The sequence below is a fragment of the Ewingella americana genome (assembly GCF_006438725.1).
GTDB classification, from domain to species: Bacteria; Pseudomonadota; Gammaproteobacteria; order Enterobacterales; family Enterobacteriaceae; genus Ewingella; species Ewingella americana_A.
The window spans coordinates 76,897-100,507 of the sequence record NZ_RCZD01000001.1 but is presented as its reverse complement, the minus strand read 5'-3'; the positions used below and the strand labels follow the sequence as shown (position 1 = coordinate 100,507).

29 protein-coding genes are annotated in these 23,611 nt (G+C 53.5%); 8 read left to right on the top strand and 21 right to left on the bottom strand.

Translation table 11 applies throughout. From position 1 onward, the window contains the following. The first annotated feature begins 1 nt into the window (after position 1). The 4 genes from potH (at position 2) to rlmC (ending at position 3,559) form a co-directional block, all read left to right on the top strand. A complete protein-coding gene (gene potH / locus EAH77_RS00445; RefSeq protein ID WP_140469847.1) occupies positions 2 to 967 on the top strand; it encodes a putrescine ABC transporter permease PotH in 966 nt (321 codons plus the stop codon). Continuing rightward, on the top strand, positions 964 to 1,812 hold the full coding sequence (gene potI, locus EAH77_RS00440; RefSeq protein ID WP_140469846.1) for a putrescine ABC transporter permease PotI: 849 nt from the start codon (positions 964 to 966) through the stop codon (positions 1,810 to 1,812). Before potH ends, potI begins: the two co-directional genes overlap by 4 nt. A 114-nt stretch (positions 1,813 to 1,926) precedes the next feature. Then, a complete protein-coding gene (locus EAH77_RS00435; protein WP_140469845.1) occupies positions 1,927 to 2,373 on the top strand; it encodes a YbjO family protein in 447 nt (148 codons plus the stop codon). 58 nt (positions 2,374 to 2,431) lie between these two features. Further along, positions 2,432 to 3,559 (top strand): 23S rRNA (uracil(747)-C(5))-methyltransferase RlmC, encoded by a 1,128-nt coding sequence (gene rlmC, locus EAH77_RS00430; RefSeq protein WP_140469844.1) that lies wholly within the window; start codon positions 2,432 to 2,434, stop codon positions 3,557 to 3,559. Between the two features lie 10 nt (positions 3,560 to 3,569). On the opposite strand, the gene fliR is transcribed toward rlmC, so the two are convergent. The 13 genes from fliR to fliF form a co-directional block, all read right to left on the bottom strand. Beyond that, positions 3,570 to 4,352: a flagellar biosynthetic protein FliR gene (gene fliR / locus EAH77_RS00425; protein WP_140469843.1), complete on the bottom strand. Its 783-nt coding sequence runs from the start codon at positions 4,350 to 4,352 to the stop codon at positions 3,570 to 3,572. A 3-nt stretch (positions 4,353 to 4,355) separates the two neighbouring features. Next, positions 4,356 to 4,625, bottom strand: a complete 270-nt coding sequence (fliQ, locus tag EAH77_RS00420; RefSeq protein WP_140469842.1) for a flagellar biosynthesis protein FliQ — start codon at positions 4,623 to 4,625, stop codon at positions 4,356 to 4,358. Positions 4,626 to 4,798: 173 nt separating this feature from the next. Beyond that, positions 4,799 to 5,545 (bottom strand): flagellar type III secretion system pore protein FliP, encoded by a 747-nt coding sequence (fliP, locus tag EAH77_RS00415; protein ID WP_140469841.1) that lies wholly within the window; start codon positions 5,543 to 5,545, stop codon positions 4,799 to 4,801. Then, positions 5,542 to 5,982 (bottom strand): flagellar biosynthetic protein FliO, encoded by a 441-nt coding sequence (fliO, locus tag EAH77_RS00410; RefSeq protein ID WP_140469840.1) that lies wholly within the window; start codon positions 5,980 to 5,982, stop codon positions 5,542 to 5,544. Before fliO ends, fliP begins: the two co-directional genes overlap by 4 nt. Next, positions 5,982 to 6,401 carry a flagellar motor switch protein FliN gene (gene fliN / locus EAH77_RS00405; protein ID WP_140469839.1) on the bottom strand — a complete coding sequence of 140 codons (420 nt, stop codon included), beginning with the start codon at positions 6,399 to 6,401 and terminating at the stop codon, positions 5,982 to 5,984. Before fliN ends, fliO begins: the two co-directional genes overlap by 1 nt. Beyond that, on the bottom strand, positions 6,394 to 7,410 hold the full coding sequence (fliM, locus tag EAH77_RS00400) for a flagellar motor switch protein FliM (protein WP_140469838.1): 1,017 nt from the start codon (positions 7,408 to 7,410) through the stop codon (positions 6,394 to 6,396). Before fliM ends, fliN begins: the two co-directional genes overlap by 8 nt. 7 nt (positions 7,411 to 7,417) lie before the next feature. Further along, the gene (gene fliL / locus EAH77_RS00395; RefSeq protein WP_140469837.1) at positions 7,418 to 7,909 is read right to left on the bottom strand and encodes a flagellar basal body-associated protein FliL; all 492 of its coding nucleotides are present in this window, start codon (positions 7,907 to 7,909) and stop codon (positions 7,418 to 7,420) included. A 188-nt stretch (positions 7,910 to 8,097) separates the two neighbouring features. Next, positions 8,098 to 9,447, bottom strand: a complete 1,350-nt coding sequence (locus EAH77_RS00390; protein ID WP_140469836.1) for a flagellar hook-length control protein FliK — start codon at positions 9,445 to 9,447, stop codon at positions 8,098 to 8,100. Continuing rightward, the gene (gene fliJ / locus EAH77_RS00385) at positions 9,447 to 9,890 is read right to left on the bottom strand and encodes a flagellar export protein FliJ (RefSeq protein ID WP_140469835.1); all 444 of its coding nucleotides are present in this window, start codon (positions 9,888 to 9,890) and stop codon (positions 9,447 to 9,449) included. The genes EAH77_RS00390 and fliJ overlap by 1 nt, the downstream gene beginning before the upstream one ends. A gap of 18 nt (positions 9,891 to 9,908) precedes the next feature. Further along, a complete protein-coding gene (fliI, locus tag EAH77_RS00380) occupies positions 9,909 to 11,273 on the bottom strand; it encodes a flagellar protein export ATPase FliI (RefSeq protein WP_140469834.1) in 1,365 nt (454 codons plus the stop codon). Further along, positions 11,273 to 11,989 (bottom strand): flagellar assembly protein FliH, encoded by a 717-nt coding sequence (fliH, locus tag EAH77_RS00375; RefSeq protein WP_241673385.1) that lies wholly within the window; start codon positions 11,987 to 11,989, stop codon positions 11,273 to 11,275. The genes fliI and fliH overlap by 1 nt, the downstream gene beginning before the upstream one ends. A 64-nt stretch (positions 11,990 to 12,053) precedes the next feature. Next, positions 12,054 to 13,046, bottom strand: coding sequence for a flagellar motor switch protein FliG (gene fliG / locus EAH77_RS00370; RefSeq protein ID WP_140469832.1), 993 nt, complete (start codon positions 13,044 to 13,046; stop codon positions 12,054 to 12,056). Continuing rightward, positions 13,043 to 14,761, bottom strand: coding sequence for a flagellar basal-body MS-ring/collar protein FliF (gene fliF / locus EAH77_RS00365; RefSeq protein ID WP_140469831.1), 1,719 nt, complete (start codon positions 14,759 to 14,761; stop codon positions 13,043 to 13,045). The genes fliG and fliF overlap by 4 nt, the downstream gene beginning before the upstream one ends. A 333-nt stretch (positions 14,762 to 15,094) precedes the next feature. Between fliF and fliE the strand changes: the two genes are divergently transcribed. Beyond that, complete coding sequence (fliE, locus tag EAH77_RS00360; protein ID WP_140469830.1) at positions 15,095 to 15,409, top strand: flagellar hook-basal body complex protein FliE; 315 nt, start codon at positions 15,095 to 15,097, stop codon at positions 15,407 to 15,409. A gap of 778 nt (positions 15,410 to 16,187) precedes the next feature. Here fliE and EAH77_RS00355 read toward each other — a convergent pair. Further along, on the bottom strand, positions 16,188 to 16,388 hold the full coding sequence (locus tag EAH77_RS00355; RefSeq protein ID WP_140469829.1) for a hypothetical protein: 201 nt from the start codon (positions 16,386 to 16,388) through the stop codon (positions 16,188 to 16,190). 82 nt (positions 16,389 to 16,470) lie between these two features. Here EAH77_RS00355 and EAH77_RS00350 point away from each other — a divergent pair, with 82 nt between their 5' ends. Then, positions 16,471 to 16,743 carry a hypothetical protein gene (locus tag EAH77_RS00350; protein ID WP_241673363.1) on the top strand — a complete coding sequence of 91 codons (273 nt, stop codon included), beginning with the start codon at positions 16,471 to 16,473 and terminating at the stop codon, positions 16,741 to 16,743. A gap of 88 nt (positions 16,744 to 16,831) precedes the next feature. Here the strand turns inward: EAH77_RS00350 and EAH77_RS00345 are convergent, their stop codons facing one another. Together EAH77_RS00345 and EAH77_RS00340 are read right to left on the bottom strand one after the other, a co-directional pair. Next, positions 16,832 to 17,116 (bottom strand): hypothetical protein, encoded by a 285-nt coding sequence (locus tag EAH77_RS00345; RefSeq protein ID WP_140469828.1) that lies wholly within the window; start codon positions 17,114 to 17,116, stop codon positions 16,832 to 16,834. A 194-nt stretch (positions 17,117 to 17,310) separates the two neighbouring features. Then, the gene (locus EAH77_RS00340; RefSeq protein WP_140469827.1) at positions 17,311 to 17,832 is read right to left on the bottom strand and encodes a DUF1003 domain-containing protein; all 522 of its coding nucleotides are present in this window, start codon (positions 17,830 to 17,832) and stop codon (positions 17,311 to 17,313) included. Between the two features lie 209 nt (positions 17,833 to 18,041). On the opposite strand from EAH77_RS00340, the gene EAH77_RS00335 reads away from it, so the two are divergent. Further along, entirely contained in the window at positions 18,042 to 18,200 is a 159-nt protein-coding gene (locus EAH77_RS00335; RefSeq protein ID WP_140469826.1) for a YqaE/Pmp3 family membrane protein, read from the top strand. Between the two features lie 71 nt (positions 18,201 to 18,271). Here EAH77_RS00335 and EAH77_RS00330 read toward each other — a convergent pair whose 3' ends face one another. The 5 genes from EAH77_RS00330 to fliD form a co-directional block, all read right to left on the bottom strand. Continuing rightward, a complete protein-coding gene (locus EAH77_RS00330) occupies positions 18,272 to 18,448 on the bottom strand; it encodes a GhoT/OrtT family toxin (RefSeq protein ID WP_140469825.1) in 177 nt (58 codons plus the stop codon). A gap of 170 nt (positions 18,449 to 18,618) precedes the next feature. Then, complete coding sequence (locus EAH77_RS00325; protein ID WP_140469824.1) at positions 18,619 to 19,440, bottom strand: helix-turn-helix transcriptional regulator; 822 nt, start codon at positions 19,438 to 19,440, stop codon at positions 18,619 to 18,621. Positions 19,441 to 19,646: 206 nt separating this feature from the next. Beyond that, a complete protein-coding gene (gene fliT, locus EAH77_RS00320) occupies positions 19,647 to 20,009 on the bottom strand; it encodes a flagella biosynthesis regulatory protein FliT (protein WP_140469823.1) in 363 nt (120 codons plus the stop codon). Then, on the bottom strand, positions 19,984 to 20,421 hold the full coding sequence (fliS, locus tag EAH77_RS00315) for a flagellar export chaperone FliS (RefSeq protein WP_140469822.1): 438 nt from the start codon (positions 20,419 to 20,421) through the stop codon (positions 19,984 to 19,986). The genes fliT and fliS overlap by 26 nt, the downstream gene beginning before the upstream one ends. Positions 20,422 to 20,430: 9 nt before the next feature. Further along, positions 20,431 to 21,852, bottom strand: a complete 1,422-nt coding sequence (gene fliD, locus EAH77_RS00310) for a flagellar filament capping protein FliD (RefSeq protein ID WP_140469821.1) — start codon at positions 21,850 to 21,852, stop codon at positions 20,431 to 20,433. Between the two features lie 375 nt (positions 21,853 to 22,227). Here fliD and EAH77_RS00305 point away from each other — a divergent pair, with 375 nt between their 5' ends. Further along, positions 22,228 to 23,586 carry a FliC/FljB family flagellin gene (locus EAH77_RS00305; RefSeq protein WP_140469820.1) on the top strand — a complete coding sequence of 453 codons (1,359 nt, stop codon included), beginning with the start codon at positions 22,228 to 22,230 and terminating at the stop codon, positions 23,584 to 23,586. Positions 23,587 to 23,611: the final 25 nt, after the last annotated feature.

Genomic DNA, 23,611 nt, shown 5'->3' with positions numbered 1-23,611 from the left:
CATGTCCTTTATCTCTGCACAACCTGACCAGGCCGAACCGGCCAAACCACCGGGTGGCCTGAAAGCCTTCTTTGGCCGGTTGCAGCAAAAGCATGGCCGTAAGCTGGTGATCCTGTTGCCGCTGGTGTGGTTCCTGCTGCTGTTCCTGCTGCCGTTTTTGATTGTGTTCAAAATCAGTTTCGCCCAAATGGCCCGCGCCATTCCGCCGTATACCGATCTGGTCACCTTTGCTGATGGTATGCTGGATATCGCCCTGAATCTCGGCAATTACCTCTCGCTCACCGACGACCCGCTCTACATTGAAGCCTACCTGCAATCGCTGGAAGTCGCGGCGATTTCCACCCTGTGCTGCCTGGCCATTGGCTACCCACTGGCGTGGGCGGTGGCGCATAGCCGTAAATCGACGCGCAATATTTTGCTGCTGCTGGTGATTTTGCCGTCCTGGACTTCATTCCTGATCCGCGTGTATGCCTGGATGGGCATCCTGAAAGATAACGGCGTGCTGAATAATTTCCTTATCTGGCTGCATGTGATTGACCAGCCGCTGGTGATTTTGCACACCAATCTGGCGGTCTATATTGGCATTGTTTACTCCTATCTGCCGTTTATGGTGTTGCCGATTTACACCGCGCTGACCCGTCTCGACTACTCGCTGGTGGAAGCGTCGCTGGACTTAGGTGCGCGTCCGCTTAAAACCTTCTTCCGCGTGATTGTGCCGCTGACCAAAGGCGGCATTATTGCCGGTTCGATGCTGGTCTTTATCCCGGCGGTGGGGGAGTACGTCATTCCGGCACTGCTCGGCGGCCCTGACAGCATCATGATCGGACGAATTTTGTGGGAGGAGTTCTTCAATAACCGTGACTGGCCAGTGGCTTCGGCGGTGGCAGTGATCATGCTACTGCTGCTGATCATGCCCATTCTGTGGTTCCACAAATACCAAAGCAAAGAGCTGGGAGACAAAGAATGAACAATTTGCCGGTTGTTCGCTCACCGTGGCGAATTCTTATTCTGGTGCTCGGCTTCACCTTCCTCTATGCACCGATGCTGATGCTGGTTATTTATTCGTTTAACAGCTCCAAGCTGGTAACGGTCTGGGCCGGGTGGTCTACCCGCTGGTATACTCAGCTGTTCCATGACACGGCGATGATCAACGCGGTCGGTATGAGCCTGAGTATCGCCACGGCGGCGGCCACCATGGCGGTGATTGTCGGCACGCTGGCGGCGGTGGTGATTGTGCGTTTTGGGCGTTTTAAAGGTTCTACCGGGTTTGCGTTTATGTTGACGGCACCGCTGGTGATGCCGGATGTGATCACCGGGCTTGCGCTGCTGCTGCTGTTTGTGGCGATGGGGCACGCCTTTGGCTGGCCCGCCGAGCGTGGCATGTTCACCATCTGGCTGGCGCACGTGACGTTTTGCAGCGCCTATGTTTCGGTGGTGGTGGCTGCGCGATTGCGTGAACTGGACCGCTCGATAGAAGAGGCCGCCATGGATCTCGGTGCGACGCCATTAAAAGTGTTTTTTATCATCACCGTGCCGATGATTGCCCCGGCGCTGGTGTCGGGCTGGTTACTGGCCTTTACGCTGTCGCTGGATGATTTAGTGATCGCCAGTTTCGTCGCAGGGCCGGGGTCAACCACCTTGCCAATGCTGGTATTTGCCAGCGTGCGCATGGGCGTGAACCCGGAGATCAACGCACTGGCAACGCTGATTCTGCTGGTGGTGGGAATTATTGGCATGATTGCCTGGTGGTTTATGGCGCGGGCGGAAAAACAGAGAGTGAAAGAGATACAACGTGCATATCGTGGTCAATGACATTGATACCTCCCCAACGCGATTGGCGTATCAGCCAGGCGGCAAACGCGGGCTGACACCAATCGGCGATTTGGATGAACAAAAGCAGCCAACGCAGCGTCTGGGGCGCAGGGGATGAAGTTACAGTTCATACCCGTACCCGTCATGATTGGCGCCTCGGCCATCGTGGCGACGCGCTGTCTGGAATTCATTCTGCTGTTTGATGCCATGGGGGTGGCCGGCCTGAGTGATTTTGTGCGTGCCAGCGCCAGTTCGTGGCTCAACTGTATTATTCTGCTCGCCAGCCTGATGATTGTGCTGGTGGAGTGCCGCGCCGCTTACGCCATGATGCGTGGCCGTAACTGGGGCCGCAGAGCCTTTATCGGCTGTCAGGCCGTGGTGGTGGGTTATATGCTACTGGCTTCTTTTGACTGGTTCGGGCCGAAGATTTTTCGCTTTGAAACCGACACGCAGGGCGAGTTCCTGTATGCATTATTGATGCAGAAAATCCCTGACATTGTGGTGATCCTGTTGTTGTATGCCCCGCCGGGCAGCCGCCGGTTTTTCCTGCGCCGACGCTGAGCCAGTGGTACACTGCGCGCCAACTTTTCTCCTGCTTTCCAGATAACGGTCATCTTTCATGCATTGCGCACTTTATACCGCCGGGACCTGCCGCTCATGTCAGTGGCTCGACAAACCTTATTCACGCCAGCTGGCCGATAAACAGCAGGATTTGAGCCAACTGCTCGAAGGCCTGCCGGTCAGCCAATGGTGCGAACCGGTCACCGGCGCGGAAAGTGCGTTTCGCAATAAAGCTAAAATGGTGGTCAGCGGCAGCGTCGAACGCCCGCTGTTAGGCATGCTGCACCGCGACGGTACGCCGGTTGATCTGTGCGAATGTCCGCTCTATCCGGCCAGTTTTCCGGCGGTGTTCTCCGTACTCAAAAGCTTCATCGCCCGCGCAGGGCTGACGCCCTATAACGTGGCGCGCAAACGCGGTGAGTTGAAATTCCTGCTGTTAACCGAAAGCCAGCAAGAGGGCGGCATGATGCTGCGCTTCGTGCTGCGTTCGCAGACCAAACTGGCCCAGCTGCGCGCCGCGTTGCCGTGGCTGCAGCAGCAGCTTCCGCAGCTAAAAGTAATATCTGCCAATATTCAGCCAGTACATATGGCGAGACTTGAGGGGGATGAGGAGATCCCGCTGACGGCGCAGCAGGCGCTGGAAGAGGAGTTTAACCATGTGCCGTTGTTTATTCGTCCGCAGAGTTTCTTCCAAACCAATCCGCAGGTGGCGGCGGCGTTATATGCCACGGCACGGGAATGGGTGACCGATCTTAAAATTGATAGCATGTGGGATCTGTTCTGCGGGGTCGGTGGTTTTGGCCTGCATTGCGCTACGCCTGAGATGAAATTGACCGGGATTGAAATCAGTGCCGAAGCGATAGCCTGCGCGCGCGAATCGGCTGCAAGGTTAGGATTGAAAAACGTGGAGTTTCAGGCGCTGGACTCAACCGGTTTCGCGACCGGCAAGGGGGAGGTGCCAGACCTGGTGCTGGTTAATCCGCCACGGCGAGGTATCGGCGCAGAGCTTTGTGATTACTTAAGCCGCATGGCGCCGCAGACCATTCTTTATTCCAGCTGCAACGCACAAACCATGGCGAAAGACCTTACCCATCTGCCGGACTACCACATCGAGCGCGTCCAGCTATTCGACATGTTTCCGCACACTGCACACTACGAAGTCATGGCGTTACTTTCCCGCCGTTAACCTGCAAACGTCAGGCTGCCAGTTGCCCTAAAATCAGCACCAGTTTGTCGAACACTTCACTGAAGAGGTGTTCGCAGAACGGGGCGACCATCGGCATCATCAACCCCATAGCCAAAATACCAATACTCAGCGTCAGCGGGAAACCGATTACGAACACCGACAGCTGTGGTGTCACGCGGTTGAGCAGCCCAAGAGCCATGTTGAGCGTCAGCAGCAGCGTGACAATCGGCAGCGCCAGCATCAGGCCGCCGCTGAAAATAATACTGCCACCTTTCGCCAATGCCATAAATCCGTTGCCATTTAGCGGGTGTGAACGAATGGGCAGGGTGTGGAAACTGTCGGAAAGCAGCGAAATCAGCCACAGATGACCGTTGAAACTGAGGAACAGCAGCACCGCCAACAGGTTTAATAGCTGCGCCAATATCGGCGTGTTAAGGCGGTTGCTGGGGTCAAAGAAAGTGGCAAACGAGATACCCATCTGCAAGCCGATGATTTCACCGGCCATACGCACCGCGGCAAACGCCAGTTGCATGGTCAGACCGAGTGCGGTGCCGATAATAATCTGTTGCGCCGCCAACCAGAGGGCACCGCTCGAGAACATCGGCACTTCGATAGGGGGCAAACCGGGGGCAATCAAAAAGGTGATCATCATGCCGAGGCCGAGTTTGACTTTTTTTGGCACCTGCTTTTCGCCGGTGATGGGGGCGGTGCTGATCAGTGCCAAGATACGCAACAGGGGCCAGAAATACATGCTCAGCCAGCCGGCCAGCTGCGTGCTGTCGAAGGAGATCACCGGTCAGCCGATAATATAGGGCAGGCTGGTGAACAACGTGCGCATATAGTCCAGCAGCAAGTTGAGCATCCATGGACCTGCGATAACGATAGTGGCGACGACGGCCAGAATCTTAGGAATGAACGACAGCGTTTGTTCGTTGATCTGCGTCGCCGCCTGCAACAGGCTGACGATAAGACCGGTGACCAGCGCGGCCAGCAACAAAGGTGCAGCCACCGCCAATGCAATTTTCATCGCCTGGTTGCCCAGCGCCATTACCGATTCAGGAGTCATGATCTTGTGTCCAATATGAGTGCACTTGGGCTAGCTTACTTGCCATTTTGTTCCCCGGCAGTGCTCGTGCTCCTCACGTACTTATGTACGCTGCGGGCCCTGCGCGCTGGCGGTGAACAAACTGACTGCGACGCTGACGCCCATCAATTCGGGCGGTGGAGCGCGAAAAATCTTTAACTGTAGAAGCTTTGTGCCAGCGACCCGAGCAGGAGCTGCCAGCCATCTACCAGCACAAACAGCATCAGCTTGAAAGGCAGTGAGATGGTGGCGGGCGGTACCATCATCATCCCGAGTGCCATCAGTACGCTGGCGACCACCAGGTCGATGATCATAAACGGGATGAACACAGTAAAACCAATCTGGAAGGCGGTTTTCAGTTCGCTGGTGACGTAGGCCGGTAACAGGATACGCATCGGCACCGCTTCGGGACCGGCCAGCGGCGGCAAACTGGCTAAGCGGGCGTACAGGGCCAGATCGCTTTCGCGGGTCTGGCGCAGCATGAACTGGCGCAGCGGTTCTGCCCCTTTGTCCATCGCGACCTGCATACTGATTTTATCTTCGCTGAAGGGCTGATAGGCGTCGGTGTAAATTTTATCAAACACCGGCGACATAACGAAAAAGGTCAGAAACAGCGCCAGACCGAGCATCACCTGGTTAGGCGGTGCCGACGGCGTACCGAGTGCGTTTCGCAGTAAACCGAGCACGATGATGATACGGGTAAAACTGGTGCACATCAGCAGCATGGCGGGCAGCAGTGTCAGCGTGGTGATAAACACCAGCGTTTGCACCGGCAATGACCAGCTTTGGGTACCGTTGGACAGCTGTTGGCTGATGATCCCCGGCAATTGCGCGAAGGCCGCAGGGCTGACCAGTAACAGCACCGGCAGCAGCCAGCGCAAAGAAGATTTCAGCGAGCTCATGCCTTGTTTCCCGGACGTTTCAGTACTTTTTTCAGCAACTGACCAAAGTCAGTCGGTTTTTGTGACGCTGTCACGTCATCCGGCGTGGCGACCACCGGTGGTGCGCTCAGCGTATGCAGCGGGGTGATCTGATGCGAGGTCACGCCAAGCACCAGCCAGGTATTGTCCACTTCTACTATCACCACTTTTTCACCACGGCCGACCTGACAACTGGCCGTCACTTTGAGCAGTTTGTTATTCTTCGACTGCGGTGCAAAACCGGTACGCTTCGCCACCCAGCCGATAAACAAAATCAGCAGCAAAATGCCGCCAAGCACAGTACTGACCTGCGTCAGAACTGAACTGGGTGGCATCGCCGGTGCCGCCTGTTGAGACGCAATGTGCGGCGACGCAGGCGTAGCGTAGGGGGAATCCGGGGGGGCGACGCTGTTAGGCATTAGCGGCTCAAACGACGCATACGTTCTGATGGCGTGATGATGTCAGTGATGCGCACGCCGTATTTGTCGGCCACCACCACCACTTCACCCTGAGCAATCAGATAGCCGTTGATCAGAATATCCAGCGGTTCGCCTGCCAGTCCGTCCAGTGCCACGACGGAACCCTGCGACAGGCGCAGCAGCTCTTTGATGGTCATTTTGGTGCGGCCTAACTCGACGGTCAGTTTCACCGGAATGTCGAGGATCATATCGATATCCTGCAAACTTCCGGTGCCTTCCTGGGCACCCAGCGCGGCGAACACGCCTTCGGTGGACGCTTTTTCACTGCCGCCTGCTGAAAGCTGTTCGTTAAACGCATCAGCCCATAAATCGTCAACGTTTTCCGATCCGCTGTCAGACGGTTTATTGGTGTCACTCATGGGGCTGTTCCTCATCCAGGGAATTCAAAATTGGGTTAATCAAATGTTCAACGCGCAGGGCGTACTGATCGTTGAGGGTGCCATATTTGCTGGTCAGCACCGGGACGCCGTCAACGTGCGCAATCAGGCGGTCCGGTTTTTCAATAGGCAGAACGTCACCCGGTTGCAGCTTGAGGATTTGCGACAAGCGCAGCGGAATATCAACAAAATTTGCCACCAGTTCCAGCTGGGAGTGCTTGACCTGATGCACCAGATTTTCGCGCCACTGACTCTCTTCGTTGCGCGAGTTTTCAATCGGCGGGTTGGTCAGCAGTTCACGTATTGGTTCAATCATGCTAAACGGAATACAGATGTTGAGATCGCCGCTCAGTGCGCCGATCTCAACGTGGAACGGGGTGGTGACCACGATGTCATTCGGAGACGACGTGATGTTAGTGAATTTGACCTGTAACTCGGCGCGTACGTACTCCACGCTCAGTTTATACACCGCGCTCCACGCATCTTCGTAGGCGTCCAGCGCCAGTGTCAGCATGCGTTTGATCACGCGCTGTTCGGTGTGGGTGAACTCGCGGCCTTCGACTTTGGTCGGAAAGCGTCCGTCACCGCCGAACAGGTTATCCACGGCGATAAATACCAGGCTGGGCGCAAACACGAACAGCGCCGAGCCGCGCAGCGGTTTCAGGTGGATAACGTTAAGGTTAGTGGGCACCGGCAGGTTGCGGGCAAAATCATGGTACGGCTGGATTTTAATCGGGCCGACGGTGATGTCCGGGCTGCGGCGCAACAGGTTGAATAAACCCATGCGGAAGTGACGGGCAAACCGCTCGTTGATAATTTCCAGCGCCTGCAACCGCTCACGGACCACGCGTCGCTGGGTGGTAGGGTCAAAAGGTTTTACACCATCGTCAGGTTTGGCCGCAGTGGTGTTGACCTCCTGCGCGCTGTCGCTGTCGCTGTCACCATTGAGCAGCGCGTCAATTTCTGCCTGTGAAAGAATGCTGTCGGCCATAATTTGATTATCGCAGTATGAAAGCAGTGAAAAGCACATCGCTGATCAGCACATTAGGCTGACCTTTGACAAACGGAGGACTCAGAACTTGTTTGATATCGGCGATCAACTGCTGTTTGCCCACTTCGCTAGCCAGGTCGTCGCTTTTCTGGCGTGACAACAGCATCAGTAAACGGCTGCGCACTTCTGGCAGGTACTCGTTCAACGCAGTGCGGTTTTGCTCATCCGGCAGGCGCAGAGTCAGGCCGATATACAACACGCGATCGGGGTTGTTATCCGCGTTTTGCAGATTTACGGTAAAGGTCTCGAGTGCCAGGAAAATCGGTGGTGCCGGTGGAACGTCTTTCTTCACTTGCTCCGTCCCCGGAGCAGCAGGCTTATTGTGCAATGTCCACCATGCATAGCCCCCACCGGCGGCGGCAATTACCACCAAAATCAGCAGGATAATCAGCATCGGGCGTTTACTTTTACGCTTGGTCGAAATGGCAGAATCAGACATGGATAAGCGAAGTTCCTGTTATTGGGGTAAGTTAGATATTTAATTTCTGTTTAGGATTATCCCGCGTATCCCTTCTTTCAATAGTCGGAATAGGTGGGGTAAAGGGGGTTACATCTGCCGTTTACCCCACTATCTTTCGAGTCGCTGCTTTGTCGCACCTCGAAAAATAGTGGGGTAAGGCTTAATTATTACGCAAAAATATCCACGCCGCTTTTGCCATTAGCCAGCTGCTGTAGCGAAGCGGGTACTGGCAGTGCATCGCTGGCAGCCACACTGCCGGTGCCATTAAACGCGGCCCAACTGGCCGCATTACCCTGCGATGAACCCGACTGCTGGCCGGATTGCTGGAAACCTTGCTGCGCCTGTTGCCATTGCGAGGTGTCGCTGCTGACGTTGCTCTGGCTGAGGTTGATACCGCTGTCTGCCAGTGATGTGCGCAGCTGTGGCATTGCCGCTTCCAGCGCGGCACGCACGCCGCTGTGGCCGGAGACAAAGTTCATCTGCGCCTGACCGTCTTCAATCTTCATGCTGATTTGAATTGATCCCAAATCCTGCGGATTAAGACGCAGTTCTGCCGTTTGCTGCCCCTGGCGGTTGAACATCATCACCTGCTGGCCTAACTGCTGTTGCCACTCTGGGCTGCCCAGTTGGGCACTCAACTGGGGTACGCCCGGCGCGCTTACCAGCGAGGTGGTGGTCGGCGTACTTGACACGGTGGCTGAAGGCGAGGCCATCGCTGCCGCATTGACCTGGTTCAGCGTCTGCAGCAGGCTGCTGTTGTCGCTGCTTTTTTGATGGCTGTCAGTTTGGGAAGCGGTGCCCGCCGCCGTGCTCATTGCCGTCAGTGCGCTGCTAAAATCGGTGGTGCTGGTGGTTTTACTGCTGGCGGCTGTGCTGCTGGCGCTGGTTTTGCTGTCGGTCACGGCGGTTTTATGATCTGCGGTTTTATCATCACCTGCAAGCAATGTTTTGGCATCCCCGCTCAGGCTTTGTAGCAGAGCCGCTTTATCTTTCCCGTCGTCGGTTTTGGACAGCGTAGTGCCCTGTGCGGCGGCGGCAACGGTCACCGGTTGTGCAGGCTGCGCCGCCAGCATGGCGAACAGGGCCTGAACCGGCAGGGCGTTGCTGTCTTCCGTTTTAGCATCGCGGACATCCTCTTTATCGCCGGAGAGCAAACCTTTCAGCGCGTTGAGGTCGGTGGTTTTCAGGTTGCCTGCCGGTAAGTTCTGAACGGCAGTCATGACCTGTTTAAGCTGAGTTTCATCAAGCAGGGTCAGTGTACCCGCTTTTTCACCGGCGTTAATGGCCTGCGTCAGGGTGTTTTTATCCACCACCTGGCCTTTGGCGCTGATCTGTTTACCCAACTGGCCAATTTGCGAACCCAATTTGGCTCCCAGTTGCGCTTCCAGTTGTGTGGCGAAGTCATCGCTTGCCGTGCTGGCATCCGCGTCTGCCAGAAGGCTACTGTCGGTGGCTTTGTTGGTGCCAGTGCTGGCGTTGGCCGATGTCACGGCAGCGGGCACAATATTCATATTCATCAATGTTTTTTCCTGTGTGCGCCGCGCTGGGCGAATTCATCCGTTTGCTTCTGATCCATCCGGTTTTCATGTTGGCGTCGCTGTTCGCTGGCCCGGCTTTGCAGCGTCTGGTAGGCATTCAGGCGCTGTTGCTTCTCCTGCCACTGGTTAACGGCGGCGTCCAGACGTTGGTTCCACTGCAACAGTTGCTGCCGGTGCTGGTCGATAGCCACTTCCAGCGTGGTAATAAACTGCTGGTAGTTCTGCCAGGTGTTGGCTGCGATGCCGTCAGTCATGGTCGTGTTAAGCTTCTGCCGGTACTCGTTCTGGTAATTGAGTAGCATCGACAGTTGTTCTTGCGCCTGATTGTGCGACTGCCTGATCTGACCCAGATGATTGGTTGCCTGATCCAGTGCCTTCTGGGCTAAAGAACAGAGAGTAATCAATGGGGAAGAGCTTTCCATGAGATCTCCTTAAGAAGATTAACCCGGTAACAACATTTTTAGTTGCAGGCAGGCATCTTCATACGAGCTACGCTCCATGATGTCCTGCTGCAAAAAATCTTCTATTTGCGGGTAGAGTCGGATGGCGCGGTCAAGCAGCGGATCGCTGCCTGCGGCGTAGGCACCCACGCTGACCAGATCGCGGTTGCGCTGATAGCTGGACAACAGTTGTTTAAAATCACGCACGCGGCCGTACTGAGCATCATCAATCAATGACGTCATGGCGCGGCTGATCGAGGCTTCAATATCAATGGCCGGATAATGCCCGGCCTCAGCCAGGCGGCGCGACAGCACGATGTGGCCGTCGAGAATAGCGCGGGCGGAGTCGGCAATCGGGTCTTGCTGGTCATCACCTTCGGTCAGAACCGTGTAAAACGCCGTGACCGAACCGCCGCCGCTGATACCGTTACCGGCGCGTTCAACCAGCGCAGGCAGTTTGGCGAAGACGGAAGGCGGGTAGCCTTTGGTGGCCGGTGGTTCGCCGATAGCCAGCGCGATTTCACGCTGCGCCATGGCGTAGCGGGTCAGTGAGTCCATGATCAGCAATACGTGCTGGCCGCGGTCGCGGAAATCTTCGGCGATGCGCGTCGCGTAAGCGGCACCCTGCATACGCAGGAGCGGCGAGACATCCGCCGGGGCAGCGATCACGACCGCGCGGGCACGGCCTTCGTCGCCAAGAATGTTTTCGATGAAATCTTTCACTTCACGGCCACGTTCACCGATCAGGCCGACGACAATCACATCTGCCTGGGTGTAACGCGCCATCATGCCGAGCAGCACGGATTTACCTACGCCAGAACCGGCAAACAGGCCCATACGTTGCCCGCGCCCGACGGTCAGCAGGGCGTTAATCGCCCTCACGCCCACGTCGAGTACGTCAGTGATCGGGGTACGTTGCAGCGGGTTGAACGGTGGGGTGATCAGCGTCGCACGATAGCCGGTGTCCGGTGGCGGCAGACCGTCGAGCGGTTTGGCGCTGCCGTCGAGCACACGGCCAAGCAACTGCGGGCCAAGCGGCAACTGTTTGCTGGCGGTGTGACCCTCCGGCGAGATCCGTGCGTAGACGCGGGCGCCGGGCAGTACACCTTCGACCTCTTCCAGCGGCATCAAAAAGAGATGCTGGCCATTGAAGCCGACCACTTCGCTTTCCACTTCCTGCACAATAGTGCCGTCAAGGCGTTCAATCAGACAGGTGGCACCGAGCGGCAGTTGCAGACCGGTGGCTTCAAGCACCAGGCCGGTGGCGCGGGTCAGGCGACCATAACGGCGCAGGGCCGGGGTGCGCTCCATGCGCTTTTCAGCGTCATCAAGCGTTTTGAGCAGGCGGCTGAGACGGGCGGTCATCAGAGTGATCCCGGTGCAGCAAGGCGGCACAGTTCGTGCCAGCGGGTCGCCAGCGAGGCGTCCATATCGCCATCTTCCGCGCTGACTTTACAGCCACCGCTGTGGATCTGGCTGTCAGCCAGCAGTCGCCAGCCGTGCAGGCTTAAAGTGACACCCAATTGCTGTTCAACCCGGTCGAAATCGGCCGGATTGACCCGCAACTGCGGTTTGCCTTTGAACATGGGCTCCTGCTGTATTAATTGCTGAATTTGATTGAGCAGGGCTGAACCGTCGCAAATTGGCGGTTGGCCCAGTACCTGTTTCGCCGCCGTCAGTGCCATCTGCATCAACCGTGACGCGATCACGCTGTCCAGCGCATCCAATGTTTGCTGGAAGTCGGTCACCATCTGTTGCCAGTGCTCGGTCAGAACCGCCTGCTGCTGCTGGGCTTCCTGCACGCCCTGCAACTGCCCGGCTTCTTGTCCAGCCTGAAAACCGGCCTGATAGCCTTGCTGTTGTCCTGCGTCATAACCTTGCTGGTGACCTTGTTGCTGAGCCTGCATTTGCAGACGCATCAGCTCATTTTGGTCAACCGGCGCCTGCGTCAGACCGTCATTATCTTGCGCTTCATCTTCTTCGGCGAACAGCGGTTCTATCGCGCTCGTTCCTTTATTCGAGAACGCCGGAGTATTCAGGTCATTGAGTTTCCACGGCTGCCACGGCAGCGCATTGAGCATCTCGGTCTTTTTCTCTGCCGTGCTTTTCTTCGGCTCAGCCGGTTTATCTTGTGGCGTCAGGGCATCAGACATAGGAATCCTCGCCTCCGCCAATCATCATCTCGCCAGACTCGGCCAGGCGACGCACGGTTTGCAGGATGGCTTTCTGTTCGTTTTCCACCAGAGACATACGCATCGGGCCACGGTTGGCCAAATCGTCGCGCAGGATATCGGCGGCACGTTGAGACATGTTGCGCAGGAACTTCTCGCGCAGCGGCGCTTCGGCGCCTTTCAGTGCAATAAGCAGCGCTTCGCCTTCGATTTCCTGCAACAGGCGCTGGATACTGCGATCGTCGACATCGACCAGGTTTTCGAACAGGAACATCTCGTCGATGATTTTCTGTGCCAGTTCGCCGTCGTATCCGCGCATGGCTTCGATAACCGCTTCTTCCTGCTGGGTTTTCATCAGGTTGATGATCTCGGCCGCAGTACGAACACCGCCCATCTTCGCGCGCTTGAGGTTTTGGCCGTCGAGCAGGTTATTAAGCACTTCGGTCAGTTCCGCCAGCGCCGCTGGCTGAACGCCCCCAAAGGTGGCGATACGCAGCATGACGTCGTTGCGCTGACGTTCGTCGAACAGGGCCAGAATATCGGCAGCCTGACCGCGTTTGAGATGCACGAGGATGGTGGCGATGATCTGCGGATGCTCGTCGCGGATAAGGTCGGCTGCAATCACCGGTTCCATAAAGTTGAGCGTTTCCATGCCGCTGGTGGTTTCACGCGACTCGAGGATATCTTCCAGCAAGCTGGCAGCACGCTCTTCGCCCAGCGCTTTGGTCAGCACTGAACGCAGGTATTCGCTGGTGTTGACGCTCAGCGCCGCGTACTGCTCGGATTCATCCTCAAACTCGCCCAGCACTTCGCTCAGCTGTTTGTTGGAAATCTGATGGATATTGGCCATCGCGCCGCTGATTTGCTGAACCTCGCGCGGGTTGAGGTGTTTAAACACCTCCACCGCGCGGTCTTCACCCAGCGTGACCATCAGGATGGCGCTTTTTTCAGTTCCAGTCATAGTCATGGTTGTTCGGTACTCATCCATTGGCGGATAACCAGGGCGACGATACGTGGATCTTTATCGGCCAGCTCCTGAACACGTTGGGTCTGCACTTCGACACTGACACGTTGTTGTGATCGTTTACGTTTCGCCAGCTCATCATTGGTGAGTTTGACGGCTGCGCCTCCGTCTGACGGCGGCGCGGCGGCGGCCACATTGGCAGCTATCTCAGCTTCACGCGTGGACTGCTGTTTCTGCACCAGAGGGCGTACCAGTTTGCGCCACAACAGCCAGGCAACAATCAGTACCAGCAACCAGCGACCGGCGTTCAATAACTGGTCGAAGAAGGCCGGTGATTTCCAGAATGGCAGGGCGGCGGTGTCATCGACGGTTTCGTTAAACGGTGTGTTCACTACGTTCAGTGTGTCACCACGATCGGCGGAGAAGCCCATGGCTTCGCGTACCAGTGAATCAACTTGTTTCAATTGCTCATCGGTCAGCGGTTTGGCTTTCCCGTCTACACCCGGCTGATAGTTAACCACCACGGCTGCCGACAGGCGCTGTATGGCTCCGGCGCTGTGCTGAGTGTGAGTGATCGTGCGGTCAAGTTCGTAGTTGGTGGTTTCGTCATGACGATTGCTGCTCGGCCCGCTTGGCGCTGCCGTGCGGCTGTTGGCGGTATTCTGGCCATTGACCTGCTGATTACCGGCTGCCGCATTTGGGTTGTTAACGTTAGTGGCCTGATTGTTAATCGGCGCGGTCGCCGGTGCAGTGGGCTGATTGCTGAGTGCACCCGGTACGCCGCCGACGCCTGAACCGCCAATCTGATCGTTGGTGCTCAACTGGCGTGAACGCACGGCGGCTTTATCAGGTGTGCCGTTCGGCTGATAATTCTCGTCAGTCTGCTCGCGGACGGCGTAGTCAATCTGCGCGGTAATTTGCGCATGGATATTGCCGTTACCGACCACCGGCTGAAGAATGGCTTCAATGCGGCGTTGCAGACGGCCTTCGACTTCATTAGCAAACTTCAACTGGGCGGCATTCAGGTCACGGCCATTATTATCAGACTGAGTCAGCAGATGACCGCTTTGATCGACCACGGTGACGTTAGCCGGCGGCAGCCCGGAGACGCTGCTCGACACCATATAAACGATGGCGTTGATTTGGCCATCATCCAGCGCGCGGCCAGACTGCAAGTTTAGGGTGACGGAGGCGGACGGGTTTTTCTGTTCGCGCACGAACAGCGAAGGTTTTGGGATCGCCAGATGGACGCGGGCTGTTTGTACCGGGCCGAGAGTTTCAATCGTGCGGGAGAGTTCACCTTCCAGTGCGCGCTGGTAGTTAATCTGTTCGCTGAACTGACTGATGCCGAACTTTTCCTGGTCCATCAGTTCGAAGCCCACCGCACCGCCTTTTGGCAGACCGGCCGAGGCCAGTTTCAAGCGGGTTTCATACACTTTATCGGCAGGAATAAGGATGGCACCGCCGTTATCAGAGAACTGATAAGGGATGTTCATTTGCGTCAGCTGCGTGACGATGGCTCCACCGTCCTTATCATTGATATTGCTGAACAGTACGCGATAGGTTGGGTTCTTAGCCCACAGCATCATTACAACGACAATCGCCAATGCAGCGGCAGCAGCAAAGGCGATGGGGATTTTAGGGTTAGCGCGCAGTCGATTAATAAACGCAGTCAATCCTTTTTCAGAATTGTCAGCGCCGGCTATTGCGGAGCTCATAGCAAATCCCTATTCAGCGGCTGAACGGCAATATTCGTGTTGTGTCGTAACCGATTGTGTCGTAACAAAACAGACTCCCAGATGCGCAAACCTGTAGGGGTAAACAAACAGGCGTTAAATTTTTTTTTCGTTCCCCTCAGGCAACACAAGAGGAACCTGATTTTTCAGGTAAGCCATTATTTGCCTCCTTATGCAAAGTTAATGGGTCGATAAGCCATGTTTTTTGGGGTCAATTAGCGCGTTTAGGGAAAATCCTATGTGATAGGGTGACGTCCTGTGGATCGGAGAAGGGCTTTCGACGACATCATTACGGCAGCTAAAACTGAGGAATTTATGGCAATTCAAGGTATTGAGAGTGTTTTGCAGCAATTACAGGCCACGTCGTTGCAGGCTGGCATGAAGCAACCGGTCGAACCGTTACAAGAAGCGGGTTTTGCCAGTGAAATGAAAGCGGCATTAGGCAAGATCAGTGAGACGCAAAACACCGCCAAATTGCAGTCAGAGAAATTTGAGCTGGGTGTGCCCGGTGTCGGTCTCAACGATGTGATGGTGGATATGCAAAAATCAGGCATCTCGCTGCAACTGGGTATTCAGGTGCGCAATAAACTGGTGGCTGCTTATCAAGATGTGATGAATATGCAGGTGTAGGTGAGTTAACTTACTGAGAGATAAAGTAAATTTGTTTCTTCGTTGTTATGCGGGGCATAACGGGGCAAACACACCGAGAGGAAGCAGCAACCAGTGAGCGACGATGAATACAAGCGGACGTTGCATCAGGTTGCCGATTGACTGATATGTCGCTCTTTAAAAAAAAGCCCGCACAATGGCGGGCAAAAATTTAATTTATTCGTTCGTGCTTTGGATGGGATAGAACGCTGAAATAATAGCGCCATAAATTATTTCCCATCAGGAAGATAGCCGTACATAAGTGGTCATGTTTGAACCATGAGGTGGAAGGTTAGGCTGAGCAAAAAAAAACGCAGTGTGGGCGGGCGAGAGTAGGCAGGTATAACTGTCTATGTCGTAACTATCTTCAGCGATGTAAACGGTAGCTCCCACAGTAACCTCATTTTATTCTTCATCACGCGAACGTCTCTTCACCCACCAGGCATCGCAGCGCCACTTGCAAAGAACCACACCATAAAGCCTACAGCACCGGCCAGTACGATAACTGGCGGTATGAATTTCATTTTCATTAAGTGACTACTCTACTATTTATGATGAGAGGACTGTCAGTCCACACCCTGTGATACAGCCCCATAAACCAGCCGCCACTCACGGCACTGGCTGCTGTCTTGATGGGAATTGGCTTAGCGCTCACAATGCCCAAAAAAACCAGTATACAAGAATTTTTAATGCTTTCCGTAACTCAACCCATCCTATCGTCACCCGGCTGCACATGCATGAATATGCAGGTGTAGGGCGCTTACTCCGGCATCAGATTGTTGAAGTCCTCTTCATACAGCGCTTTGCACTCGGCGATAAATTCAGGATAACCCAGTTCGGAGGTTTGTACTTCGCGGTCAAGTCTGGATTCTAAATCGGCATGAAACCACTCGAACTCACCGTGGAGAATGCCGGTAAAACCGGTGAGGATCACACATTGCTGCTGAGTGAGTTTAATCATGGGATTTCCTTGTAACCTTTTAGGCGGGTAGGGTTGAAGTGTTCTATCCTCTTATTAATCATCCCAAAAAACAAGGAAACGTATGATGAACGAGGATATCTTCGAGCAGGCACCGTTACCTATGCTCAACCGCTTTCAGGTCGGTGATAAAGTGAAGTTGCTGACTTTTCCCGTTGGTGTCGAACCTTCCAGCTATCAACTTGATGTCACCATCAGCCGCATTATGGACGGTGAATTTGAAGGGGAGATCACCCGCGTCTCACCTTTAGGGCGGGTTTCTACCGCTCACCGGCATTTCGAGATCGGTGGGTATGTGGAATTCCACGCGGCAAACATTCAGGGAATGGCCGGCTAGTGTCTCAAACTGCAGAAATGACAAACCCCGCAACTGGCGGGGTTATTTTTTACATGACTTCAGTGAGAGCATTTCAACGCTTTGTGGATCACATCATGGGTTTAACGTTCTTGTTGATCATCCAGTCGGTAAGTTCCTCTACCGGTATTTCCTGACAGACACCGCAATAGCCCACCAGATACCAATGTCCGTCGGTACATTTTTCCGGACAAACCCTATAACGCTCGTTTTGTACGCTATAAATTTCTGAATCCGCATGGGCTTTTCCCAGACGTTTATCTCCCCAGAAATACAGCGAAAACTGATGGCATTCATCGACATGTCTCTGTCCATGGCGACTCCCGCCAAGAAGCAAATAATGGTATTCAGACATTATTCCTCCTACTCCTTAATAATGAAGGACAAGCAACCGAACCGCTAGGTGCTGCGCCAGCTTCGGTTGCTCTAAATTATAGGGCAGGAGGGGAAGGTCATGGGGGACAAAAGCAAATATGTGACGCTGATCACTTTAGCGACCAAAGCATGTTCAGGCACTGCGCGCTGTCACAACCGGGTATACCGCGAAGATTATGACTCCAGCATTTTCTTATGCACCTGCAAGGTCAGTGTCTCGATGCGTTCAGTCAGTTGCTTGGTCATGTTGGTCAGCTCAGTATTTTGTTTGAGCAGTTCAATCATCTGCTCTGCATGTTGTGCTGCCATCGCCTGACGCTGCTCGTTGGCCAAGGCCAGCTCTTCGCGGTGTTGCGCGTCGGCATCTGAGTGAGCTTTATCACGCTCGGCCTGGCGGGTTTGCGCCAGCAGGATTAAAGGCGCCGCGTATGCCGCCTGCAGACTAAAGGCGAGGTTAAGCAAAATGAAGGGGTAGACGTCGAACTTCACTATGCCGGTGACGTTAACGACGATCCACACCGCAACAATCAGGGTCTGCCCGCCAAGAAACAGCGGCGTGCCAAAGAATCGTGCAAACGCCTCGGCCTTCAAGGCGAACCAGCTTTCACCAAATGTTGGCGTGAGATGCGCATGTTTATGATGAAAACGGAACGGGTCGCGTTTTTTAGGCGCTGTTTCAGGGGGATTGGTTTGCATAGGAAATCCTGGTGACAGTGAAAAATGAGGGCCGGTAAAACGGCCACATTTCAGAGGGTCCATTATTCCCCCCGTTTCACTAAAACGCGGCATTTTATTTTGTATCTGCCATTAACACTTATCGTGAAATAGGGGATTTCGCGAATTGTCTGATTGTCCGGTCACAGAATTTTCAATAACTTGAAGGGAAACATCAAAAGGAGCGTGTTATGGGTTTTTGGAGAGTATTAATTACGATTCTTATGCCGCCGCTGGGCGTGCTGATAGGCAACGGTTTGGGCTTGCAGTTCTTGCTTAACATCCTGCTGACCCTTTGTGGCTATCTGCCTGGTCTGATCCATGCTTTTTGGATCCAGACCCGCAATTAACGGCGCCGCAACGACACAGCGTGCAGTTAACCCGGCCATCGAGCCGGGTTTTTTACGCCAAAATATTCAGATCAGAACAGAGAAAAAAGCAGCACTACCGGAAAGCTCATCGGCCAGGTAAACCCGATGATCCCAGAGGTCAGCAAGCGGATTTTAAACGTACCCCGGCTCACTAGCAGCGTAAAAATTACCGCCAACGCTAAACCACCCCAATAAATTGTTTTAATGACTTCCCACCAAACGTGCACAACATAACCCCTGAAAACGGCAAAAAAGCAGGACGTATTCTATGGCGTTAACATTTAGTAATCAATTAATGCGTGTGATTTGTCATATTTTTACAATCGGTATCTAGAAGTGCAACCTGCGCGCGAGGATCTAACGTTGTCCTTACTTTTCCCATCTATGATTAACGTCATTATAACGGGCGCAAATGGCCGCGAATTGAGGTCGGGGCGAAACCGAAACGTTTGCGGAACCGTTCGGCAAACCGCGAGCTGCTTTCGTAGCCTACTTGATGCGCAATACTGGAAATGGCCAGATCGGTGCATTGCAACAGACGCAGCGCGTGGGTCATGCGCACATCAATCATCAGATTACGCAGCACGCTGTTTTCCGTCGCCAGACGACGGCGCAGCATGACTTCGTTCATCAACAACTGCTCCGCCACTTCTGCCGCCGTGAAGGATTTATGCAGATTATTCACTAGCAGATCGCGCACCTGCTGCGTGACGGTCTCATTGTGCTGACGGGAATAACAGATGCCCATCTGTGATAACCACAATAGCTGTTCAATCATGCGGTGGCGGGCAATGGTTGGGGGCAGGCTTTTGTGCCATAACATTGAATGGTGGGTATCATTAAATGACTGGTGAAATGCCGGGGGAATATGCGGAATGACCCGGATATCCTCAACCTTGGTAAGGGCGCCATCAAACGGCGGGGCGTGTAAACGCACGTCGGTGAATAAGGAGGTGTCCCATTCCATGATGGCACAACTGAACACGCCATCGTCTGACAAAGAGTTGGTGACGCTTAAGGTGTGACCGCTATTGACTGCCAGCATTTCCCCGCTATTGACACGGGTTTCCTGCAAGCCATGACGTATCACGGAGTAGCCCTGCAGAATAAAAATAAGTTCGGGTTTATCGACAAAAATATCACCGATAAGCAACTCGCTATGCTGGATGAGCAATGAGGATGTTCCGATCCCTGGTGACACTTTTATTTTACGTACCATCGTGATTTTGCCCGAAGCAGCACATCATATTACCGGTATGATCCAACGGTGAAGAGACCCTGGATTAATGCCGGTTTTCCGTCGGTGAAAACGATATTAGAGAGGGCGACAGAGAAAAGAAACCGTGCAGGGTGACTTATTCTCTGTCTCTGAAGTCTTTAATATACACAAGAAATAAAAAAAGGATAATAAAGGTCTTAACGTATTTATTGCTGGTCGCGAATGGCAATTGCTCTGTCGGTAAAACGCCCATAGGTCGTGTTGACCTCCTGCTGTTTTACGGATTGGCCGATAAGTTCGGCCAGTTTATTCATCCGTGCTTGCAAAAGAGTTTTAATTTGAGTCTCGTTATCCAGTATCTGTCGCAAACTCTGGCGGATCAAATTCTGAACAATGGGAGATATCTCTTCAGTCAGCGGCAGTGTGGTGGTTGCTTCTACTGCTTTGAGATAGCTGACTTCAAGTTCTACCAACTCATCCCATTTCTCTTCTTTCGCAAGCACCAGCATGTGTTCGCTTAGCGTCAGGATCAGCCGATACTCATTAACCAGGTACTGATGTCGATCCATTATTTTGGTCCTGCAAAGGGTGATAGTTAGGGCCGATCTGCCGCCAGGCATCGGCTATATTTTCCAGTAACGCCATGACTTCTGTAATAGCTTGCTGGTCGTTATGTAAATTGGCATGTAATAAACGGCGAACCATGTAGGAATAGAGCGCTTCGAGGTTATCGACTAAGGCCGGGTCCCCTTTTTCACGGCTCAGACCCGCGATTAAACCGTTATCAATAATATTGATGGCTTTAGACAGCGCATTACCCTTGCCGGGAATATCGCCCTGCTGGATAAAAATACCTGCGCGGATAAGGGCGCTGCGCGCCCCGTCAAATAACATTACGACTAACTGATGCGGAGAGGCACTCATCACCGCACTTTCAAGACCGATTTTTGCGTAGGCCTGAACGCCAGAATTATTGTACATATTCAGTCCTTATGACGTCGAACTGGTTGATGCAAACTGCTGGGTCAAATAGTTACCTGTGTTGGTCAGCTTGTTGACCAGCACGGATAGATTCGTAAATTGCGTCTTGTAGTTGGCCAGGTTGGTATTAATGCTGGTGGTCGTGGAGGTCATCTGGTCAGCCAGTGTTTTTAACGACTTATTGATACCGTCTTCTGCGGACTGAATCGTGCCGTTACTGGAGTCGAGCATTTTGGTCAGCATAGTTGTCGATTGCGTGGCAAAACCGGTCGTCACACCATCACCTTTAAAGAACTGGGTGACGCTGGCCGGTTTGTTGGTCAACGCAGCACCTAATTTGACGTTGTCTACCTGCAATTTACCGTTAATATCCTGAGTGATACCCATGCTCGCCAGCGTTGAGTAGTCAGCATTCGGTTGAGAAGAACCTAACTGCCCACGCAACTGGGTTGAAATAGTACGGACAGTACCGTCACCGAACAGTGCACCATTGCTGGCATCCTGCGTCGTGCCCTTAGTCACTGCGGTATAAGCCGTCTGGCTGGCGATGGTGGTCTGCAATGAGTTATAGGCATCAACATAATTCTGAATCGCCTTGGTCATCGCGGTGGTGTCTTTGGTCACACTCAGTGTTTCAGGGCCGCTGGTTGTACTGGTCTGTGAATTTAGATTTAGTGTCACACCACTCAGCGCATCGGTCACTGTATTAGTACTGCGGGTGAGTTCTAAACCGTTGACACTGAATTTGGCATCCTGGGCTATTGTCGACACGCTCATGCCATTCGTGGTGGCAGTCGGGTCATAACCAATCAGTTTGTTCAGGGTATCGTCACCGGTCACACTGACGGTCATGGCGTTTGCGGTACCGGAATCATTGGACGTTAACGCCAGGTGGTAGCTGTTATCATTGGCTTTAATGACGCTGGCGGTCACGCCGCCCTGTTTGGCATTGATAGCATCGCGCACGCCATTCAACGTGGTTTGGTCATCAGTCAGTGTGACGCTGATCGGGTCTTTACCCGCCTGAGCAATGGTCAGGGTCCGGCCAGTGGCACCGGTTGTTCCCACGTTAGCCGTTGCGCTGGCAACGGTGCCAGAGAGCAGAGACTGTGCCTGCGCCAACTGTGTAACATTGATTTTAAACGAGCCAGCCGGTGCGGAGGTGCCCGCTGTCAGGGTGGCCGTAAATGAGGTATTGGTGCTGGTGACTGAGGTGCCTGAAATGGTATCGGCAGATTGTAACGCGACAGTCGTCGTCTTCAGTTTATCCAGAGCCGTCTGTAAAATACTGAATGATGTCAGCTTAGCTTTATAGGATGTCTGCTGAGTAGTCAGCGGCGTCATGCGCGCGTTTTCTGCCGTTGTCAGTGAATCCATTAAGCTGCTGAGATCAAGGGTGGTACCGGCGCCGAGTGAGCTTACACTAGCCATTTTTTTATTCCTTAGAGAGAAGGGTGTTACCAGTGTTATCGGCAAGGATGACGCGAAGTTTATACCGGTCTTCTAAATTTTTATGGCAAGAATAGCCGTGCTTATTAGGGGTAATTTGCCGCATTATTATTAGCCTCCCTCTATATCGACATTTTTAATGTGGCAGGAACATAGATTACGTTGATGTACCGGCCATCAGCCGGCATTTTGACGACAATGGGATATAGAGAAGAACATCGGGCGGAGTGATTATTTTCGTTTTTTTTTAAATTCTGACTAAAGGTTCTGGTGGTAGCGCCGATACAAGTTTGGACGGTGATAAAGCCGTAGGCCGAAAGCCTAAACCTAAATAACAGAATTTAAGGAAATCATACTATGGCGGTAATCAACACTAACAGCTTGTCCCTGATGACTCAGAACAACCTGAACAAATCTCAAGCGTCCCTGGGCACCGCCATTGAGCGTCTGTCTTCTGGTCTGCGTATCAACAGCGCAAAAGATGATGCAGCGGGTCAGGCAATTGCCAACCGTTTCACGTCTAACATCAATGGCCTGACCGTTGCTTCACGTAACGCTAACGACGGTATCTCACTGTCGCAGACCGCTGAAGGCGCACTGGGCGAAATCAACAACAACTTACAGCGTGTTCGTGACCTGACTGTTCAGGCGCAAAACAGCTCTAACTCAGCATCAGATATCGACTCCATCCAGTCTGAAGTTAACCAGCGTATGGAAGAAATCAACCGCGTAACCAAACAAACCGACTTCAACGGCATCAAAGTTCTGGACAACCGCACTGCAGCTTCATCTGCGTACAGTTTCCAGATTGGTTCTAAAGACGGTGAACAAATCAGTATTGGTATCGGCGCAAGCGCTGGCTGGAACCTGGCAGCAGCTAACACCGATGGCACGTCAAACAGCAGCATCAATACCAGCGGAAACATTAATACTGGGACCACTGCCTATAACACTGCTTATACTTCAACGTACAACTCAACCTACACCACTGCGCTGGCTAAACCGGTTGATGCAACAGCGGCAGGCGTCGTTGTTACTGGTGCTGCCACCGAACTGACCAACTATGCGGATACTGCAGCAGGTTCTGCTGCAGAAAAAACAGCTGAAACAGCGTTACGTAGCAAACTGGGTTTAAGCGCGACTGTTGACATTTCTGCAACATTGGCAAAAGTTAAAACCGGTTACCCAACAACGGGTTCGGTACCTGCTGATAAAGCCACAGCCGATACTGCATTGACGGCTGCTATTCAGGTTGATGCTAACCTGGCTACTTATTCTTCAGCTAAAGATGCGGCGACTGCTGCGGGTAAAACTGCGGGCACCGCGGCTGCTAATGCTGCTGCAGGCGGTACCGTAGTTAACGGCAACCTGCGTACTGTTGCTGCTGAAGGTTTTGACGTATTGACCGGTAAAGTGACAAGCACTGGTGCTTCTACTGGTACTACACCACTGGCAGACATCGATGCCGCGTTGAAAGCTGTTGATACTCAACGTTCAGCTCTGGGTGCTTCTCAGAACCGTTTTGAATCTACCATCACCAACCTGAACAACACCACCAACAACCTGACTTCAGCACGTAGCCGTATTCAGGATGCTGACTACTCTACCGAAGTGTCTAACATGAGCCGTGCGCAGATCCTGCAACAGGCTGGTACTTCAGTATTGTCCAAAGCTAACCAGGTTCCTCAGTCAGTACTGTCTCTGCTGCAGGGCTAATCGCCTTACCGCGCAGTATTTGATT

Coding starts and splice junctions, on each gene's coding strand:
- potH (WP_140469847.1), top strand. CDS start 2: ATGTCCTTTATCTCTGCACAACCTGACCAGGCCGAACCGGCCAAACCA.
- potI (WP_140469846.1), top strand. CDS start 964: ATGAACAATTTGCCGGTTGTTCGCTCACCGTGGCGAATTCTTATTCTG.
- EAH77_RS00435 (WP_140469845.1), top strand. CDS start 1,927: ATGAAGTTACAGTTCATACCCGTACCCGTCATGATTGGCGCCTCGGCC.
- rlmC (WP_140469844.1), top strand. CDS start 2,432: ATGCATTGCGCACTTTATACCGCCGGGACCTGCCGCTCATGTCAGTGG.
- fliQ (WP_140469842.1), bottom strand. CDS start 4,625: ATGACTCCTGAATCGGTAATGGCGCTGGGCAACCAGGCGATGAAAATT.
- fliP (WP_140469841.1), bottom strand. CDS start 5,545: ATGAGCTCGCTGAAATCTTCTTTGCGCTGGCTGCTGCCGGTGCTGTTA.
- fliO (WP_140469840.1), bottom strand. CDS start 5,982: ATGCCTAACAGCGTCGCCCCCCCGGATTCCCCCTACGCTACGCCTGCG.
- fliN (WP_140469839.1), bottom strand. CDS start 6,401: ATGAGTGACACCAATAAACCGTCTGACAGCGGATCGGAAAACGTTGAC.
- fliM (WP_140469838.1), bottom strand. CDS start 7,410: ATGGCCGACAGCATTCTTTCACAGGCAGAAATTGACGCGCTGCTCAAT.
- fliL (WP_140469837.1), bottom strand. CDS start 7,909: ATGTCTGATTCTGCCATTTCGACCAAGCGTAAAAGTAAACGCCCGATG.
- EAH77_RS00390 (WP_140469836.1), bottom strand. CDS start 9,447: ATGAATATGAATATTGTGCCCGCTGCCGTGACATCGGCCAACGCCAGC.
- fliJ (WP_140469835.1), bottom strand. CDS start 9,890: ATGGAAAGCTCTTCCCCATTGATTACTCTCTGTTCTTTAGCCCAGAAG.
- fliI (WP_140469834.1), bottom strand. CDS start 11,273: ATGACCGCCCGTCTCAGCCGCCTGCTCAAAACGCTTGATGACGCTGAA.
- fliH (WP_241673385.1), bottom strand. CDS start 11,989: ATGCTCAATGCGCTGCCGTGGCAGCCGTGGAAACTCAATGACCTGAAT.
- fliG (WP_140469832.1), bottom strand. CDS start 13,046: ATGACTATGACTGGAACTGAAAAAAGCGCCATCCTGATGGTCACGCTG.
- fliF (WP_140469831.1), bottom strand. CDS start 14,761: ATGAGCTCCGCAATAGCCGGCGCTGACAATTCTGAAAAAGGATTGACT.
- fliE (WP_140469830.1), top strand. CDS start 15,095: ATGGCAATTCAAGGTATTGAGAGTGTTTTGCAGCAATTACAGGCCACG.
- EAH77_RS00355 (WP_140469829.1), bottom strand. CDS start 16,388: ATGATTAAACTCACTCAGCAGCAATGTGTGATCCTCACCGGTTTTACC.
- EAH77_RS00350 (WP_241673363.1), top strand. CDS start 16,471: ATGATGAACGAGGATATCTTCGAGCAGGCACCGTTACCTATGCTCAAC.
- EAH77_RS00345 (WP_140469828.1), bottom strand. CDS start 17,116: ATGTCTGAATACCATTATTTGCTTCTTGGCGGGAGTCGCCATGGACAG.
- EAH77_RS00340 (WP_140469827.1), bottom strand. CDS start 17,832: ATGCAAACCAATCCCCCTGAAACAGCGCCTAAAAAACGCGACCCGTTC.
- EAH77_RS00335 (WP_140469826.1), top strand. CDS start 18,042: ATGGGTTTTTGGAGAGTATTAATTACGATTCTTATGCCGCCGCTGGGC.
- EAH77_RS00325 (WP_140469824.1), bottom strand. CDS start 19,440: ATGGTACGTAAAATAAAAGTGTCACCAGGGATCGGAACATCCTCATTG.
- fliT (WP_140469823.1), bottom strand. CDS start 20,009: ATGGATCGACATCAGTACCTGGTTAATGAGTATCGGCTGATCCTGACG.
- fliS (WP_140469822.1), bottom strand. CDS start 20,421: ATGTACAATAATTCTGGCGTTCAGGCCTACGCAAAAATCGGTCTTGAA.
- fliD (WP_140469821.1), bottom strand. CDS start 21,852: ATGGCTAGTGTAAGCTCACTCGGCGCCGGTACCACCCTTGATCTCAGC.
- EAH77_RS00305 (WP_140469820.1), top strand. CDS start 22,228: ATGGCGGTAATCAACACTAACAGCTTGTCCCTGATGACTCAGAACAAC.